We start from the raw sequence: 15,694 nt of genomic DNA on the forward strand, positions 1-15,694 counted from the left end.
AATTGGCCGGATTGGCGTCTCATAAGGGCACAGGGTTGGAAATGCAGAATAAGACGACGGGCGAAAATTAATGCCAACACTGTTTCGCTTTGTCGTGACGCTCGCGATTCTGGCCGGCATTGTCTATGGCGCGATGTTCGCCCTGGTCATGTTCGTCGAGCCGAGGAAGGCGGAAATGAGCGTGCGTATCCCTCCGGAAAAGCTCAATCCCAAAAAATGAACAGCGCCGCCCGCATCGAAGCTTTCCTGGAGATGATGAGCGCCGAGCGCGGCGCCGCCGAAAACACGCTTTCCTCCTATCGCCGCGACCTCGAGGACGCTTCCGCCGGGATCGGCGGTGGGCTTGCCGCTGCCACCAGCGCCGACATCCGCGCCTACCTCGACGACATCGCCGCGCGCGGCTTTGCCGCCACCTCGCAGGCGCGCAAATTGTCGGCGATCCGGCAGTTCTTCAAGTTCCTCTACGCCGAAGGCCTGCGCGGTGACGATCCGACCGGCACGCTGGACAGTCCGAAGAAGGGCCGGCCGCTGCCTAAGACGATGAGCGAGGCCGACACCGGCCGGCTGCTCGACCGTGCCGCGCAGGAGGCAATGGACCCCTCCCTGCATGACGGCGACAGCCTGGCGGCGCTGCGCCTGCACGCGCTGGTCGAGGTGCTCTACGCCACCGGCTTGCGCGTTTCGGAGCTGGTCGGCCTTCCCGTGACGGTGGCACAGCGCGACGACCGCTTCTTCATGGTGCGAGGCAAGGGCAACAAGGAGCGCATGGTGCCGCTGTCGGCCAAGGCGCGCACCGCGATGCGGACATGGCTTGCCGCACGGGGGGCGGTGCCGGCTCTTGCCGACAGCCCGTTCCTGTTTCCGGCTGCCTCCGACAGCGGCTATCTCTCGAGACAGGTCTTTGCCCGCGAGCTGAAAGGGCTTGGCGCTCGGGCCGGCATTGCCACGGCGAAGATATCGCCGCATGTGCTGCGCCATGCTTTCGCCAGCCATCTGCTGCAGAACGGCGCTGATCTCAGGGCCGTGCAGCAGTTGCTTGGCCATGCCGATATTTCAACGACGCAGATCTACACGCATGTGCTGGAGGAGCGGCTGGTGCGTCTGGTCAACGATCATCATCCGCTTGCCGACTAGGCGTCATGCCGCTATGTGAGAACGACGTTCCACCGCGCCCAGCCTGCATTTTCAGGCTTGCGTCAGTCATTGCCTTCCGACTTGCCGGTCCGCCCAAGAATGTACAATTACCTCGATTTCGAAAAGCCTGTGCAGGATCTCGAAGGCAAGATCCTTGAGCTGAAGAAGCTTGCCGAGAACGGCGAGGCGGTCGATGTCGGCGATGAGATCGCCCGTCTCGAGAAGCGCTCGCGCGATGCGCTGCGCGACGCCTACAAGGCGCTGACGCCGTGGCAGAAGGTGCAGGTGGCGCGCCATCCGGACAGGCCGCATTGCATCGACTACATCAAGGGCCTGCTTACCGATTTCACGCCGCTCGCCGGCGACCGCAATTTCGGCGAGGACCAGGCGATCGTCGGCGGCTTCGCCCGCTTCCGTGGCGAGCCGGTGGCGATCCTCGGCCAGGAAAAAGGTTCCGACACGGCAAGCCGGCTGAAGCATAATTTCGGCTCGGTCCGGCCGGAGGGCTACCGCAAGGCGGTGCGGCTGATGGAACTCGCCGACCGCTTCCAAATCCCGCTGCTGACGCTGGTCGACACTGCCGGCGCCTATCCCGGCGTCAACGCCGAAGAGCGCGGCCAGGCGGAAGCCATCGCCCGCTCGACCTCGGCCTGCCTTGGCCTGAAGGTGCCGTCGATCTCGGTGGTGATCGGCGAAGGCGGCTCCGGCGGCGCCATAGCGATCGCCACCGCCAACCGCGTCTACATGCTCGAACACGCCATCTATTCGGTGATCTCGCCGGAGGGCGCCGCCTCGATCCTGTGGCGCGACACCACGCGGTCCAAGGACGCGGCGACCAACATGAAGATCACGGCGCAAGACCTGGTGGAGCTGAAGATCATCGACGCCATCATTGCCGAGCCGCTCGGCGGTGCCCATCGCGCCCCCGAAACGGTGATCGCCGCCACCGGCGACCTCATCGCCAGGACGATGAAGGAATTCTCCGGCGCCAACACCGATTTCCGCGAGCATCGCCGCGAGAAATACCTGGCGATGGGCCGCAATCTATAACATCCGGCAGGCACGCGGCCCGAAATGTGGCGGCGTGAACCAGTTTCGCCACAAAAATGCCGCCGCATTCGGCTCAGTGGGGTTGCCGTAAGGGGACGCGCCAGCATGATTGCGGTAAGGAATTTTCAAGGTTAACGGGCTTAGGGTCCGTCAGTGGTCAGTTTAGCAGCCGCGGCATCCGCGGTGCAGAGATGAAGACGATAGCCATATCCATGTTTGCCAAGCTTGCCCGCACCGGAGTTCTGATCGCTGCGATCGGCGTCGCCGGCTGCAATGATGCTTCGATGAAGGATTTTGCGCCGCAAGCCAACAAGCCGCTGCCGGACAAGATCCTGGCCGAGATGAAGGCCAAGGGCATGGTCCGCACCTCCTCGGTGATGGCCCGCATCTTCAAGGAAGAAGGCAAGCTCGAAATCTGGAAGGCCAAGACCAACGGCCGCTACGACCTGGTCGCCAGCTACGACATCTGCAAATGGTCGGGCAAGCTCGGGCCAAAATTCACCGAAGGCGACCGCCAGGCGCCGGAAGGCTTTTACACGGTGCGCCCGGCACAGATGAACCCGCGGTCGAATTACCACCTGTCCTTCAATATCGGCTATCCGAACGCCTATGACCGCGCCAATGGCCGCACGGGTTCCAACCTGATGGTCCATGGCGCCTGCTCGTCGTCTGGCTGCTATTCGATGACCGACGCGCAGATCGAGCAGATTTACGCTTTCGGCCGCGACGCCTTCCAGGGCGGCCAGACCGAGTTCCAGATCCAGGCTTTTCCGTTCCGCATGACCGCAGCCAACATGGCGCGCTATCGCAACGATCCGAACTACGAATTCTGGAAGATGCTGAAGGTCGGCTACGACAATTTCGAGGTTACCAAGGTGCCGCCGAAAGTCGACGTCTGCGAGAAGCGCTACGTCTTCAACCAGGTTGCGGCCGACGGCTCGACCTTTAATCCGACCGGCGCTTGCCCTGCGACCACCCAGCCCGATTCGCTGAAGAGCGCCATCAACGCCTATCAAAGCACCTATGAGGCGGCCTTCAACGGCGCCATGAAGGCCAGCGTGCCGGCACCCAAGCCGACCATCGCCGGGATCAAGGAAGCCAGCATCGTTTCCGACTGGTCGAAACGGCGTGCGCGCGGCGAACGCGTTCCGATCGAGCCGCCTTCGCTCAACCCGGACGGCACCGTGGCCGAAACGGCGCGCATGGGCCGCATCGATTCGCCGGCCGGCCGCAAGATGGCGGCGCTCGATGCCGAAAAGGCCGCCAAGCAGAAGGCCGAGGAACAAAGGCTTGCCGCCATAGAAGCGGCCAAGGCCGCGAAAGAGGCAGCCAAGGCACAGGCCCTGGCCGAGAAGGAAGCCGCCAAGGCTCAGGCGGTCGCCGAAAAGGATGCTGCCAAGTCGGCGGCCGAAGCGCCTGTCGCGACCGCAACCGTCGCGCCATCCGCGGAGGCCGTTCCGGTCGCCGAAACGCAGGCTGCGGACGCCGAAAGCACGGCGACAAAGCTGAAGAAGAAACTGCTCGGCATGTTTGGCGGCTGAGGTTCATGCTTGAACAAGAAGATGGGGGCCAAGAAGACAGGCCCTCAACCAGCCCCGCCGCCGTCTACGACCTCAAAGGCCTGAACTGCCCGTTGCCCGTGCTCAAGGCAAAAAAGCGCCTGGCCGCAATGCAGCCGGGCAGCCGCCTGTGGCTCGAAACCACCGATCCGCTCGCCGTCATCGACATTCCCGCCTTCTGCGCCGAGAGCGGCCATCGGCTGATCGAAACGGCGGCGGCGGCAGGCGGCCACCGCTTCCTGGTCGAGCGCGGGATCGGCTGAGTCTCGACTTAGCTGGTTCTGGCGAAAGCGGCTGAGCGGGATAAGATGGCCGGCAGGCCAGAGGGGGTTGCCGCGCGTGAAGCGCCAACCTTTTCTTTCGTCCCACAGGGGGTCGCGCCAGCCGAGGCGACCCCCTCTGTCGCCTTCGGCGACATCTCCCCCTCAAGGGGGGAGATCACGATCCGGCAATAGCCAGCGGGTTGCTTTCCAGTGCTACGCGATCCGGCGTGTCGATCGACGGCCGGTTGGTGAAGGCGGCGAACAGCCGGCGAACATAGTCTTCGGGCATGTCGAGCGTGATCAGCACCAGCCTTGTGCCGCGCTGGCTGTCCGGCCAGGCCGGCAGTTGCACCGGCGGATGCAGGATCTTCTGCACGCCATGGATAACCAGCGGCCGCGACGGGTCTTCTGCAAGCTCGATGACGCCTTTCATCCGCAAAAGGCGCTCGCCATGCGCCGAGCGCAACAGATCGAGGAACATCTCGATTGCCGAAAACGGCACCGGCCCGTCATGAACCAGCGAATACGAACGCACGCGGGAATCGTGCCTGTGGTCATGGTGATCATGGTCGGCATGGTCATGCCCGTCGTGATCATGCCCGCCGTGGTCATGCCCGCCGTGGTCATGGTCGTGGCCGGCTTCTTCGCCGAGCCAACGCTGCACATCGACGGATTTGGTGGCCGGATTGTAGAGGCCGCTATCGAACAGGGTCGCGGTGCTTGCCTCGCCCGCGTCGAGCACCACGGCGCCCGGGTTGAGCTGCCTGAGCCGCGCCCGCAACGCCTCGACATCGCCTGCATCCGTGGTCAGGTCGGCCTTGCTGAGCACGATGCGATCGGCGACGGCCACCTGCTTCACCGCCTCGACATGCGCATCGAGCGTCGCATTGCCGTTGACGGCATCGACCAGGGTGATGACGCCGTCGAGCCGGAAGGCCTGGACCAGGGCCGGGTGTGCCATGATCGACTGCAGTACGGGGGCGGGATCGGCGAGCCCGGTGGTCTCGACGATGACGCGGGCAAGCCGGTCGATGCGGCCGGTCTGCAGGCGGTCGACGAGGTCAGCCAGCGTGTCGACCAGCTCGCCGCGCACCGTGCAGCAGAGACAGCCGTCGGAGAGCTGGATGATGCCGTCGGAGGCCTGCTCGACCAGGAGATGGTCGATCGCCACCTCGCCGAACTCGTTGATGATGACGGCGGTGTCGGCGAGCGCCGGATCCCGGAGCAGCCGGTTGAGCAGCGTCGTCTTGCCGGCACCGAGAAAGCCGGTGAGCACCGAAACGGGGATCGGGAAGCCGGCCATGCGGCTAGTTCAGCGCCTTGGCCGGCTGCTGGACCTGCGCGGCGGTGGCGGATCCGGCCACAACTGGCTCGGCGCCAGCCGGCGGCGCCCGGTCCGGCCGCCATGTCGGCAGCGGCACGTCGGCATATTCCTGCCCGGAGGCGTCGAGCATCGCCTTCGGCTTCGGTCCCGTGGCGCCGCCGAGGCCGACGGCGATCAGCGTCGGTACATGGTCGAGCTTTTCCTGATAGGGCGATTTCGGCACGTCCTTGCCCTTGTCGCCGACGGCGGGTGCGGTTTCCGACTGCTCCTCGACCGGCTTCTTCTTGCAGATTTCGTCATTCATGTCGTTGGCCGACATGGTGTCGCCATAGGCGGGCAGCGCCGCTACCGTCAGCCAGCTCGGCGCCGGCGTTGCAAAGCCCTGGTCGAGCAATTTTGCCGCCGCCTCGGCGCGGGTGACTGCCGATTGCTCGCCGAGCACTACGGCGACCAGGGTGCGGCCGTTGCGGGTCGCCGAGCCGATCATGTTGAAGCCGGACGAGCAGACGAAACCCGTCTTCATGCCGTCGGCACCCGGATAGCGGCCGATCAGCAGGTTGTAGTTGGAGATCGCCTTCTTGCCGACGGCAAGGCCTTCGATCGAGAACCAGGGGGCATATTGCGGAAATTCCTTGCGAATCGCCATCACCAGCAAAGCGAGATCGCGCGCTGTCGTATACTGGTCCGGCGAATAGAGCCCGTTCGGATTGACGAAATGGGACCCGCTCATGCCGAGCCTCTGCGCTTCGGCGTTCATGCGTTCGGCGAAAGCCGCTTGCGAACCGCCGATATTCTCGCCGACCGCCATGGCGATATCGTTGGCCGATTTGACCAGCATCATCTTCAGCGCATTGTCCAACCGCATCACCGAGCCCGGCTTGAAGCCCATCTTGCTCGGCGGCTCGCCGGCAGAATGTTTCGTTACCTTGATCGGCGAATCGAGCTGGACCTCGCCCGCGGCAATCGCACGAAACGCCACATAGGCGGTCATCAGCTTGGTCAGCGAAGCCGGGTACCAGCGCCTGAACGCCTCCTGGTGTTGCAGGATCTTGCCGCTGTTCAGGTCGAACAGGATTGTCGGATTGGCCAAGGCAGGCCCGGCCAGCGACGCAAGCACCACCGTGCCCGCCACCAACAGTTTGAGGAAATGCCTGTAGCGCATCATGAAAACCGAAATAGCCTCTTGCCGCAGTCCCACCTGGCTCCGTAAGATTTCGTTACACGATCGCCAGGATAATGGTCCGGCCCTCTGTTCCCGGACCACAGTCGCGGTGCTATTTACTCTATGTGACGTCAACATGGCAAAGTGCTGCCGATCACAATGTGGAAGCAGCAGCACAATGCAAAGCAGCGTGCATGGTTGCAAGGCAGCAGGCACAATTGCAAAGCAGCAGGCCAAGACCGCCTGCTCCAACAGCGAAATGGAACCATCATGCCGATCCTGAACCGAGCCGCCGAAATGCAGGACGAGGTGGCCGGCTGGCGCCGCCATTTGCACCAGACGCCGGAGCTGAATTTCGACGTCTTCAAGACCGCCGCTTTCGTCACCGAGAAGCTGAAGGCTTTCGGCTGCGACGATATCGTGACGGGTTTGGGCAAGACCGGCGTCGTCGGCATCATCCGCGGCCGCCACGGCGAAGGCTCGACCATCGGCCTGCGCGCCGACATGGATGCCCTGCCGCTCAACGAGATCACCGGCAAATCCTATGCTTCGACCGTCCTCGGCAAGATGCACGCCTGCGGTCATGACGGCCACACCGCGATGCTGTTGGGTGCCGCCAAATACCTCGCCGAAACGCGCAATTTCGCCGGCTCCGTCGCGGTCATCTTCCAGCCGGCCGAAGAGGGCGGCGGCGGCGGCAACGAGATGGTCAAGGACGGTATGATGGAGCGCTTCGGTATCTCCAAGGTTTTCGGCATGCACAACATGCCTGGCCTGCCGGTCGGCCAGTTCGCCATCAGGCCGGGCCCGATCATGGCGGCGACCGCCGAATTCACCATCACCGTCAAGGGCCGGGGCGGCCACGCGGCGATGCCGCACGGCACCATCGATCCGATCGTCATCACCAGCCAGCTCGTCGGCGCATTGCAGACGATCGCCTCGCGCAGCACCGATCCGGTCGAGGCAGTGGTCGTCTCGGTGACGAAATTCCACGCCGGCGACGCCTATAACGTCATTCCCGAGACCGCCGAGATCGCCGGCACCGTACGCACGCTGAAGAAGGAAGTCGCCAAGAAGGCCGAAGAGCGCATCCGCGCACTTTGCCAAGGCCTGGGCGCTGCCTTCGGCGCGACAATCGAGGTTGATTACAATGCCAATTACCCCGTCACCTTCAACCATCCAGAAGAGACGGTCTTTGCCAGCGACATCGCGGCCGACGTCGCCGGCGACAGCCATGTGCACCGCGCGATCCAGCCGGTGATGGGCGGCGAGGATTTCTCCTACATGCTGGAAGCGCGGCCGGGCGCCTTCATCTTCATCGGCAATGGCGATACCGCCGGCCTGCACAACCCAGCCTACGACTTCAACGACGAGGTCATCCCGCACGGCATGAGCTATTGGGTGAAGCTGGCGGAAACAGCGCTGGCGGCGTAGCCATTCGGCATTGGCAGTGCGGCAACCGCCGCACCTCTGGGCGGCAAAACCGGGCAGGACATGTTCTGCTGGTCACTTCCGGCCGGACGACTTCCGGGCAAGGCCGAAGGCAATGCCCAGAGCAATACCTATACCGATGCCCGCAACAATGTTGTCCAACACGACGCCGATAGCCACGCCGATCACGACGCCGAGTGTGAGGTGTTTGGCATCCATTATGCCCGGTCATGTAGCGTGGAAGGGAAGAGCCGCAACCGCTACGGTCCGCTCTTCGGATCCTCGACCTCCAGCGCCTCCATGATCGGCGCCAGCTCATTGTCGTCGGCAGCCTGCGGCTCTTCGCCTGTCCTCGCCTTCGTCAGGGCTGCCTCGATCGCCTCCTGGATATTGCCGAGTTCGTCTTCGCGAACCTCGTGGCCATAGCCGGCAGCATCGGCATCCTGCTCGAATTGCTGCGCCAGGACGGCGACGCTCACCTCGCTCTCGGCGGGCAGATTGCCGACATTCTCCTGCAGCCACGTTTGAAAGAACTCTTTGGTGGCGCTCATGCGGTGTCTCCTTCGGGACACTAAAGCGCGCCGGCGTCCCGAAAGTTCCGCTATCCCGACCTCTTTGGGGCCTGCTCCCACATTCGGCCAGGCGGCGTTGGCGCCGCCTGGCCCGGCTGCTTACTGGCTGGCAGCAGTCGTCGGTTCGCACGACACGTTCGGGTTCATATCCGCGAACGCGCCGGTCGGGTTGCCCTTCCAGGCCCAGACATGCAGCTCATAGAACGGACCGAGGCCATAGCGATTGGGCGCGCTGTTGAAGTTGAACAGATGCCCATCGAGCGAGGCCGGGCCTTTCGAGGTGATGTATTCGACCGCGATCAGTTTTAGCGTGCCGTCGGCCATCGGCTCGTACATCACCGCTTCCGGCTTGGCGACATCGACAGCGTCGTCCTTGAGGTAGCCGGGATTGACGTAATGGATGCCCATGGCGCCGCCGGTGATGCCGCTGGCGCAGGGGATCGGCGCATAGCCCTCGGCGGTCGCCGCCGCCACATTCTCGAAGCGGCTGTTGGCCGCGCGTACCTTGTCGGCCAGCGGATTGGGGCCGGACGCGGGCGCTGCCTGATGCGCCTGCGCCAACGCAGTGCAGGCCGACAGCAGCGCCGCGGCAGCGAGAACTCTATTGCGAAAGTTGATTGTCATAGTCATTCCATTCTTCTTGAAAAGCACAGCCCGGCCGGCCGCCGGAAGTAAGGAGGTCCGGCAGGTGGGCGCTGTGGCTGTTGTTGCTGGGAGATCCCTGGCCCGATGCGACGAATGCAGGGGAAGATCATCCCTTCGGCAGATACGGGATGGTTCCGGCCAGATCGGAGTTGTCGATCAGCTGGAAACGGCTGTCGCTGCCGCCCTGACGGGCCGAAACGAACGGCGCGTAGGCAGGATCGTCGGTGAAGGCGCGCGCCGCGGCCTCGGTCGGGAACGCCATCAAGGCAATCAGCGTCGTGTCGAGCGGCTTGCCTTCGAGCGTCTTCACATTGCCGCTGCGCGACAGATATCTGCCGCCGTGCTTGTGAACGAGGTCGTGGACCGACGCGGCATAGGCCGGCATCCACTTCGGGTCCCTCACCTTGATGTCTGCGATAACGTAAGCGGTCATGGGTCATGTCTCCTGGTCGTGCACAGGGGTATCCCGTGCAGCGGCAGAGGGGTCGCATGGCAAGGGTCGCGCCAGCCAGTCCCCGATCTGTACTGGTGTGGTACAGTTTCTGTACTCGCCGTGCCGCGGGGGAAGGCCTATGATCCCGGCTGAGTTTGAGGGGAAGGCAACATCATGACCCAGTCCGGATACAAGCAGTTCTGCCCGCTATCGATGGCCGCCGAGGTGCTGTGCACCCGCTGGACCATGGTTCTGCTTCGCGAATTGGTGGCGGGCTCGACCCGTTTCAACGATCTGCGCCGCGGCGTCCCCAAAATGTCGCCGACCCTTCTGTCGCAACGCCTCAAGGAGCTCGAGCTGGCCGGGATCGTCGAGCGCAAGGAGGTGCGCGGCGAGAAAGGCATCTTCGAATACCGGATGACCGAGGCAGGCAGGGATCTGCGTTCCGTTGTCGAGGCGATGGGCTTTTGGGGGCAGAAATGGGTCGAGTCGCGGCTGTCGCTGAAGAACCTCGATCCGTCGCTGCTGATGTGGGACATGCGGCGCAACCTCAACGCGTCACCGCTGCCCGACGGCCGCACGGTGATACAATTTCTGTATCAGGAGCTCCCCGCCTCCAAGCGGTCATGGTGGCTGATCGTCGAGAAGCACGGCGAGGTCGACCTCTGCTGGTACGATCCGGGCTTCGATGTCGATCTCTACGTCTCGACCGACCTGCACACCATGACCGAAATCTGGATGGGCCTGATCACCGTCGAGAAGGCCGGGGCGAAAGTCATCTTGACGGGAGACCAGAATATCGCCCGTAAAATGCAGACCTGGCTGGGCCTGAGCCCGTTCGCGGTCGAACCCAAGCGAGCTGCCTAGCTGCCTCTTGGCGAAACGTCCCGAAGCGGTTATGTGTCGGGCGCGATGGTCCCGTAGCTCAGTAGGATAGAGCGGCAGATTCCTAATCTGTAGGTCACAGGTTCGATTCCTGTCGGGATCACCATGTTTTTCAAGTACTTAGCGCGAAATCGCCGTACTTTTTTTGCAGGATTTTTGCGAAATAAGTACGGCGAATTTCGCAGACCTTCAGACTTTGGGCACCCATATTCCAAGGGCGAAGCGGCCCAAAACCGCTGCGAAGCGCGGCGCTACGATGCCTAAATCGAGGTAGGTAATCGTTGTTCCCAATCAACTTGCCCGTTTTTCGACGCACCGAGACGACGGACGACAGCCGCTACCGACCGTCAGCGTCGACGTCCTCCTTGGCAGCGCCGAAAGGTCTCGCTACTTCGTCGTCCAATCGAGACCGCGGCGAGTAAGAATGCGAACATCATCATCATCGATCACGAGGTCGAACTCGACTCGTGTGTCCATCCGTCCCCTTAGGGCGGATTGTCCACCAAAGTCCGCATCATAGGGGGAATGGACGCCCCCGGTCTGGCGGCTAGAGGAACGGAACGCTATCATTTTATTGTATTAGTAATGACGCATGAAATGGCCTACAATTGACTTTACCCGGCAGCGCCACTGGCAGCCGGTAGGCCCGGCGGCCCCCTGGAACCCCCGATCGGCTGTCGGCCCGTCCCCATGAAAGTTACGTGCGGTGGCGACCAACGTGAGACGAGATCGAACCAACAACCCCGCAACCGGCATCAAGGTCAAGCGCCACGGGCCGCCGGCCAACGACGAAGCAGGATATTTCGAGTTCTGCCCCGTTTGTGGCCAGACGTTCGACAAGCGAAACCTTGGCGAGGTGCTGCATCACTGTCTCCCCGACCATGAGCCGTTGAACTCGATGAATAGGTGACTAGCGTTCGAACAGATGGTTTCGCTCATCCAAGATCGTGATCGGTCCCAACCAGACGATCTCAAAAGTGATTGCGGATGTGGTCGTTAAAGTAGCGGGCTTGGCGAAGGCCGCTTTGAACCCGGCAAAGGTCTCCGGTGGTACCCGGAACCATTGCACATTGAGCGGAATTGGCTGAAAGTGATCGAACCACAGGACGGGGGTGTCGGACGGCCACGCATCCAGGTGGCCGAGGCGCGGATCGATCGGCGGGACAGGGGGAGAAATGCACCCTTGGACGAAGGCTGAGCTTGCGGAGATCACCGGAGGCATATGGGAAGGCGAGCTGCCGGAAGCCTGGACGACCGACTGCATAGCCTTCTGCGACGCACTGATCGGCCCCGGCGCGCTCGTCATCCCGCGCGTTGGCACCTACCGTTACGGCGTACACCCCAGGAAGATCAGGCGCTTCAGGCGACAGGGGCTCGCGCTCCTCGCGGACCGAGAGTACCGGCCCAACTTCGAAGACTTGCCGTTGCTCCGGGTGGCTTCGGTCCGCGTCGCCATGAAGTATCTAGCCGAGCGAGCGCGGTCTGCTTACGGCGGACGCCTGATCGCGGTTGGCGGCAGCGTCGGCAAGACGAGCACCACGGCGATGATCAACGTCATTCTCACCGCAGCTGGTTATCCACCTTTTCCGGGCGAAAACTTCAATACCGTCTCCGGCGTGCTCGGCCTGATCGCCAACCTTCCCCCTGATGGCATCCACGCTATCGAGGTGTCGATTGGCTTTTTTCGGCGGCTCCTTGAGGTATCTGCGCTCAAGCCGCATGTCGCTCTTATCACGACGATCGGCGACGCCCATCTCGAAGAGTACGGCTCGCGTGAGGCCATCGCCAAGTTGAAAGCCCGCCTGTACGATGTCGCTGAGGGCGGCACTGCGATCATGCCTCGGGATTCCGAGCATTTCGAATATCTCCGAGCCCGCGCGCTGTCGTTCGGGGCGAAGGTCGTGTCCTTCGGTGGACATGCTAAGGCCGACTACCGGCTCGTGGACTATTCGCACGAAGATCAACTGGTGCGTGCGGTCCTGAAGGGCCGGGATTTCGCCTACAAGCTAGGTAATCCAGGGCGGCACATGGCAGTCAACAGCCTCAGCGCGCTGGCGGCTGTCGATTCGCTCGGCCTTGATCTGGGAGCTGCGACCAACGCGCTCGGGGAGGTGCAGGCCATCCACGGACGTGGCGAAGTCATACGCATCGCCCTCGCGTCCGGCGAGGTCCATGTCGTCGATGAGGCCTACAACGCGAATCCGACATCGGTGGCCGCCGTGCTGGCGGCACTCGCTGAGGGGAAGCGCGCAAGTGGGGGCCGAAAGCTTGCCCTTCTTGGCGACATGCGGGAACTCGGGCCACGATCGGCCGAATTTCACGCCGGTCTGGCGGAACCCGTTCTCGCGGCCGATCTGGATATGGTGATGACGGTTGGGACGCAGATGACATATCTCCGTCGTGCCCTGCCGGAGTACCTCCTCGGCCCACACTTCGCGACAGCAGACGATGTGTTGCCCGAGCTCGCCACTATCCTGCGCGCGAAGGACCGCCTTCTTGTGAAAGCTTCGAATGCCATGGGTCTGCATGAAGTTGTAACTCGCTTGCGCCGGCAATTTGGACGCTAGTCCGCCGCGATATACGTCGAATTTCGCTGTTTTTTTGGACCAAAGCAGAAAAATTGACCGGAGATCAGCTCCGCCCATGACTGGTTCCACAACCAAACAGTCTCAGGCACTTGGCGGAAAATTGTGCTTCGCCGCCTGATTCGATCTGTGCTGCCTCCGGGTGACTAGGGTAGCGCCGGCTGGACGCCGCCAACCGAAGAGCTGCGCACAGTCATGCCCCGCTCGGTCATTTCGGCCATGCATATAACGGCAGCCGCCCGGAATGGTTGGTTGGTCCGAGCCCAATGCAGCAACAACAAAGATATAGCCCTGTGCCGAGCACTGACATCAGTATTGCTTCAGCGAAGGAGCACTATTCCTAAGTCTCCAAGGCCTTTCGGCGGAGTCGCACCATACCAGTCCAGGGCCACACTCGAGTTGCCACTATAGAAAAATTGCCACGCAACAATCCAACCTGAGTTGGCAGTCGACTTCAGGTCTGTTGTCCCTCTCATCCGAAAACGATGATGGGGCAGGTAGATAGCCCCTTCAATTAAGTAGTTTTTGTTTCCGGACAATGAGACCGTTGGCACAGAAGGCGTAACTGTGCGTGACCCGAAGATAGCGATGCCAGCGTAAATGCCGCTCGTGGGAGCCGAAATCCTTACGCCACCTTTGCCTGCTGACTGAATAATGCTTGACTCGGAGTCAACGAATATCGTGACTTCGTCGCCCGAGAGATTCACATGGCTGCCGATGCTCACTGTTGCGTTCTGAAAATAGTGAACTCCGGGAGAAAGAACGACATTTCCATCGAGGTCAATGTTTCCACAGAACACCCGGCCGGCCGGAATGGTAACATCGGTCAGCATCTGATCACTGTAGTCGCAGCCGTTCGGTGGAACGGGCTGCGGTAGATCGACAAGGGGGTCTGCAAGTTCGGGTTGGTTGGTTTTCGGGATGATGGTGTAACCGCCGCCTTGGTAATTGCCCACTATAGAGATTTTTCTGGCGACAATCTTTCCGGTTCCAACGTGCCTCAGTGCCCTTGGACTGGAGGAATTCACTTGGATACCGCAGTTTGGCACCGAAAGCCCCCCGGAACCCATTACCGTCAGCGCTCCATTTGAGGCAGGATCGAGGACATAGAAGCAATAATCCGGCGCGGCTTTTCGGGCCGTTGCCGCCGCGTGAAGGTTAATGCTCCGAATTCCAGCAAGACTCATGAAAGCGGTTGGCATTCCAGCTGAGATTTCAACCGCCGCCTCTCGCGTCCCAGCAGAAGGAGTGGTGATGCTCACCCCAACGACAGCGCCGGTCACGAAGGAGCCATTGGCCAGCGCCCAATTCTTCGCGGCCTGGACGGCTGCTTCGTTTCCTCCATCGCTCTCGACAGCAACAAGAGCCGCCGAATCGGCTATCTCCTGCAGCTTGGATCTCCAGGAAGCGGCGTTGGTAAAGTCAATGCTAAGGCCGAGGGCCAAGCCCAGTGGCACCACCATTAAGGCCATCGCGACGGCAAAGTTCCCCCGTTTTTCGGGCGGCAGATCTTTCAGTCTCCGCATCCAGAAGCCCTCTCTTAAGAGCACCTTAGACCGAAGATGGTTTAGAATTTACTAAATTAGAATAACAAAACGCAGCGGCAATTCACGCTCGGCAAAAAGGCGATGCAAGCTGTCTCGCTGCTCATTGAGCTGAGTGAAACGCGGCAGACCTTGAAGTCAGCGATGTGCTAATTCTTTACTTAAGGCCGAAGACTTGCTGAGCCTGGTCAGACTGCAACAAGTCGCGTGCCGAATGTCCGACACCCGGCAAAATCACGAGACGCCAATTGAAAGGCCACCCGTTAGCGGTCGCGACAGCTTGCGCCAGCTCAAAAGTGAACTGCCCCCGATCCAAACGCGTCTCTCCTTGGCGCATAGCAGCTGCGCTTTCGTTTAGATCGACATCGCCAGTGTCGTCTTCCCCAAGATAGATCGTTAGCGGCAAAGCCAGATAGGCCTTCAACTCCTGAGAGGCCTGATCCGGCGTATAGACGCAGCCCGAGGAGAGACATCCCAGCCCGTAGGCTGCCGCCTCTGCTAGCGAGGGCAAGACGTAGGTCGACGGATTGGCTACGACCACTCTCTTGGCATCCGACAAGGCAAATGCTGCAACACGCGACATGAATTGACCTCCCGCCGAGTGCCCAAAAAGGTAATACTGGGCAGTCGGCAGCCCCTCTCGGGCCCTCGCCCAGTTTACCAAGCCCTTCACGTACCAGACAGTCCACCTGTCCCGAGGTTGAATTGTGCCCGAGTTGACAATGCCTCCCCGCTGATAGCTCCAGCCTGGGAACCTTTCCAGGTCGAAAAGCGGCGCCATAACGATCAGGCAATTTCGATCCGCAAGAGGCTGCGCGTAGTCTCGGTAGGATTCGGCCGTTCGGCTTAGTCCATGGAACACGAACAGGATCGATGGATTGGAACAGTTCTTCGGATGATAGGTGTATACTGTCAACTTTATGCCGTTAATAGTTGCTGAGGTCGCACCTTTGCCGACCTTCCAGGCAAGTACTTGGCCTGAATACGTCAGACTACAGCCTAAGACGACTGCCCCTAACAGACGGATTAGAAATCGCACCTGTCGCTCCCATGGACGATCCCGCAGGGATGACATATCCCATTAGCGGCAGCTAAACAAATCAAAAC

16 protein-coding genes and 1 tRNA gene are annotated in these 15,694 nt (G+C 61.6%); 9 read left to right on the forward strand and 8 right to left on the reverse strand.

The window, feature by feature from the left end; genetic code table 11:
- Window positions 1-70 precede the first annotated feature (70 nt).
- The 5 genes from NKI58_RS01090 (at window position 71) to NKI58_RS01110 (ending at window position 4,006) form a co-directional block, all read left to right on the forward strand.
- Entirely contained in the window at window positions 71-220 is a 150-nt protein-coding gene (locus NKI58_RS01090) for a hypothetical protein (protein ID WP_023677884.1), read from the forward strand.
- Window positions 217-1,134, forward strand: coding sequence for a site-specific tyrosine recombinase XerD (locus NKI58_RS01095; RefSeq protein WP_352593889.1), 918 nt, complete (start codon window positions 217-219; stop codon window positions 1,132-1,134). The genes NKI58_RS01090 and NKI58_RS01095 overlap by 4 nt, the downstream gene beginning before the upstream one ends.
- A 99-nt stretch (window positions 1,135-1,233) precedes the next feature.
- A complete protein-coding gene (locus NKI58_RS01100) occupies window positions 1,234-2,184 on the forward strand; it encodes an acetyl-CoA carboxylase carboxyltransferase subunit alpha (RefSeq protein ID WP_352783309.1) in 951 nt (316 codons plus the stop codon).
- A gap of 212 nt (window positions 2,185-2,396) precedes the next feature.
- Window positions 2,397-3,725, forward strand: coding sequence for a L,D-transpeptidase family protein (locus NKI58_RS01105; RefSeq protein WP_352783651.1), 1,329 nt, complete (start codon window positions 2,397-2,399; stop codon window positions 3,723-3,725).
- 5 nt (window positions 3,726-3,730) lie between these two features.
- The gene (locus NKI58_RS01110; protein WP_352783306.1) at window positions 3,731-4,006 is read left to right on the forward strand and encodes a sulfurtransferase TusA family protein; all 276 of its coding nucleotides are present in this window, start codon (window positions 3,731-3,733) and stop codon (window positions 4,004-4,006) included.
- A gap of 175 nt (window positions 4,007-4,181) precedes the next feature.
- On the opposite strand, the gene NKI58_RS01115 is transcribed toward NKI58_RS01110, so the two are convergent.
- Complete coding sequence (locus NKI58_RS01115) at window positions 4,182-5,309, reverse strand: CobW family GTP-binding protein (RefSeq protein WP_352754596.1); 1,128 nt, start codon at window positions 5,307-5,309, stop codon at window positions 4,182-4,184.
- A gap of 4 nt (window positions 5,310-5,313) precedes the next feature.
- Complete coding sequence (locus NKI58_RS01120) at window positions 5,314-6,492, reverse strand: D-alanyl-D-alanine carboxypeptidase family protein (protein ID WP_352618952.1); 1,179 nt, start codon at window positions 6,490-6,492, stop codon at window positions 5,314-5,316.
- Between the two features lie 270 nt (window positions 6,493-6,762).
- On the opposite strand from NKI58_RS01120, the gene NKI58_RS01125 reads away from it, so the two are divergent.
- Entirely contained in the window at window positions 6,763-7,926 is a 1,164-nt protein-coding gene (locus tag NKI58_RS01125) for a M20 aminoacylase family protein (RefSeq protein WP_352783302.1), read from the forward strand.
- 72 nt (window positions 7,927-7,998) lie between these two features.
- On the opposite strand, the gene NKI58_RS01130 is transcribed toward NKI58_RS01125, so the two are convergent.
- From NKI58_RS01130 to NKI58_RS01145, 4 genes are all read right to left on the reverse strand, one after another.
- Window positions 7,999-8,142 (reverse strand): glycine zipper domain-containing protein, encoded by a 144-nt coding sequence (locus NKI58_RS01130; RefSeq protein WP_198023575.1) that lies wholly within the window; start codon window positions 8,140-8,142, stop codon window positions 7,999-8,001.
- 41 nt (window positions 8,143-8,183) lie between these two features.
- Window positions 8,184-8,474 (reverse strand): hypothetical protein, encoded by a 291-nt coding sequence (locus tag NKI58_RS01135; protein WP_352783300.1) that lies wholly within the window; start codon window positions 8,472-8,474, stop codon window positions 8,184-8,186.
- 120 nt (window positions 8,475-8,594) lie between these two features.
- Window positions 8,595-9,125 (reverse strand): hypothetical protein, encoded by a 531-nt coding sequence (locus tag NKI58_RS01140; protein ID WP_352570595.1) that lies wholly within the window; start codon window positions 9,123-9,125, stop codon window positions 8,595-8,597.
- Window positions 9,126-9,246: 121 nt separating this feature from the next.
- Window positions 9,247-9,573 carry a DUF1330 domain-containing protein gene (locus NKI58_RS01145; protein WP_023677873.1) on the reverse strand — a complete coding sequence of 109 codons (327 nt, stop codon included), beginning with the start codon at window positions 9,571-9,573 and terminating at the stop codon, window positions 9,247-9,249.
- Between the two features lie 174 nt (window positions 9,574-9,747).
- Between NKI58_RS01145 and NKI58_RS01150 the strand changes: the two genes are divergently transcribed.
- The 3 genes from NKI58_RS01150 (at window position 9,748) to NKI58_RS01160 (ending at window position 13,025) form a co-directional block, all read left to right on the forward strand.
- Window positions 9,748-10,440 carry a winged helix-turn-helix transcriptional regulator gene (locus NKI58_RS01150; RefSeq protein WP_352696794.1) on the forward strand — a complete coding sequence of 231 codons (693 nt, stop codon included), beginning with the start codon at window positions 9,748-9,750 and terminating at the stop codon, window positions 10,438-10,440.
- Between the two features lie 47 nt (window positions 10,441-10,487).
- Window positions 10,488-10,564 (forward strand) — tRNA-Arg (locus NKI58_RS01155).
- Window positions 10,565-11,633: 1,069 nt separating this feature from the next.
- On the forward strand, window positions 11,634-13,025 hold the full coding sequence (locus NKI58_RS01160; protein ID WP_352724326.1) for a UDP-N-acetylmuramoyl-tripeptide--D-alanyl-D-alanine ligase: 1,392 nt from the start codon (window positions 11,634-11,636) through the stop codon (window positions 13,023-13,025).
- Window positions 13,026-13,363: 338 nt separating this feature from the next.
- Here the strand turns inward: NKI58_RS01160 and NKI58_RS01165 are convergent, their stop codons facing one another.
- Window positions 13,364-14,569 carry a TadE/TadG family type IV pilus assembly protein gene (locus NKI58_RS01165; protein WP_352574895.1) on the reverse strand — a complete coding sequence of 402 codons (1,206 nt, stop codon included), beginning with the start codon at window positions 14,567-14,569 and terminating at the stop codon, window positions 13,364-13,366.
- 175 nt (window positions 14,570-14,744) lie between these two features.
- Window positions 14,745-15,170 carry a hypothetical protein gene (locus tag NKI58_RS01170; protein ID WP_352451186.1) on the reverse strand — a complete coding sequence of 142 codons (426 nt, stop codon included), beginning with the start codon at window positions 15,168-15,170 and terminating at the stop codon, window positions 14,745-14,747.
- Between the last annotated feature and the right edge of the window lie 524 nt (window positions 15,171-15,694).

This window comes from Mesorhizobium sp. M0522 (genome assembly GCF_040321085.1).
Classification (GTDB): Bacteria; Pseudomonadota; Alphaproteobacteria; order Rhizobiales; family Rhizobiaceae; genus Mesorhizobium.

Bases quoted from the DNA above. Each gene is read 5' to 3' on its own strand.
- NKI58_RS01090 (WP_023677884.1), top strand. From the start codon at position 71: ATGCCAACACTGTTTCGCTTTGTCGTGACGCTCGCGATTCTGGCCGGC.
- NKI58_RS01095 (WP_352593889.1), top strand. From the start codon at position 217: ATGAACAGCGCCGCCCGCATCGAAGCTTTCCTGGAGATGATGAGCGCC.
- NKI58_RS01100 (WP_352783309.1), top strand. From the start codon at position 1,234: ATGTACAATTACCTCGATTTCGAAAAGCCTGTGCAGGATCTCGAAGGC.
- NKI58_RS01105 (WP_352783651.1), top strand. From the start codon at position 2,397: ATGTTTGCCAAGCTTGCCCGCACCGGAGTTCTGATCGCTGCGATCGGC.
- NKI58_RS01110 (WP_352783306.1), top strand. From the start codon at position 3,731: ATGCTTGAACAAGAAGATGGGGGCCAAGAAGACAGGCCCTCAACCAGC.
- NKI58_RS01115 (WP_352754596.1), bottom strand. From the start codon at position 5,309: ATGGCCGGCTTCCCGATCCCCGTTTCGGTGCTCACCGGCTTTCTCGGT.
- NKI58_RS01120 (WP_352618952.1), bottom strand. From the start codon at position 6,492: ATGCGCTACAGGCATTTCCTCAAACTGTTGGTGGCGGGCACGGTGGTG.
- NKI58_RS01125 (WP_352783302.1), top strand. From the start codon at position 6,763: ATGCCGATCCTGAACCGAGCCGCCGAAATGCAGGACGAGGTGGCCGGC.
- NKI58_RS01130 (WP_198023575.1), bottom strand. From the start codon at position 8,142: ATGGATGCCAAACACCTCACACTCGGCGTCGTGATCGGCGTGGCTATC.
- NKI58_RS01135 (WP_352783300.1), bottom strand. From the start codon at position 8,474: ATGAGCGCCACCAAAGAGTTCTTTCAAACGTGGCTGCAGGAGAATGTC.
- NKI58_RS01140 (WP_352570595.1), bottom strand. From the start codon at position 9,125: ATGACTATGACAATCAACTTTCGCAATAGAGTTCTCGCTGCCGCGGCG.
- NKI58_RS01145 (WP_023677873.1), bottom strand. From the start codon at position 9,573: ATGACCGCTTACGTTATCGCAGACATCAAGGTGAGGGACCCGAAGTGG.
- NKI58_RS01150 (WP_352696794.1), top strand. From the start codon at position 9,748: ATGACCCAGTCCGGATACAAGCAGTTCTGCCCGCTATCGATGGCCGCC.
- NKI58_RS01160 (WP_352724326.1), top strand. From the start codon at position 11,634: ATGCACCCTTGGACGAAGGCTGAGCTTGCGGAGATCACCGGAGGCATA.
- NKI58_RS01165 (WP_352574895.1), bottom strand. From the start codon at position 14,569: ATGCGGAGACTGAAAGATCTGCCGCCCGAAAAACGGGGGAACTTTGCC.
- NKI58_RS01170 (WP_352451186.1), bottom strand. From the start codon at position 15,170: ATGTCGCGTGTTGCAGCATTTGCCTTGTCGGATGCCAAGAGAGTGGTC.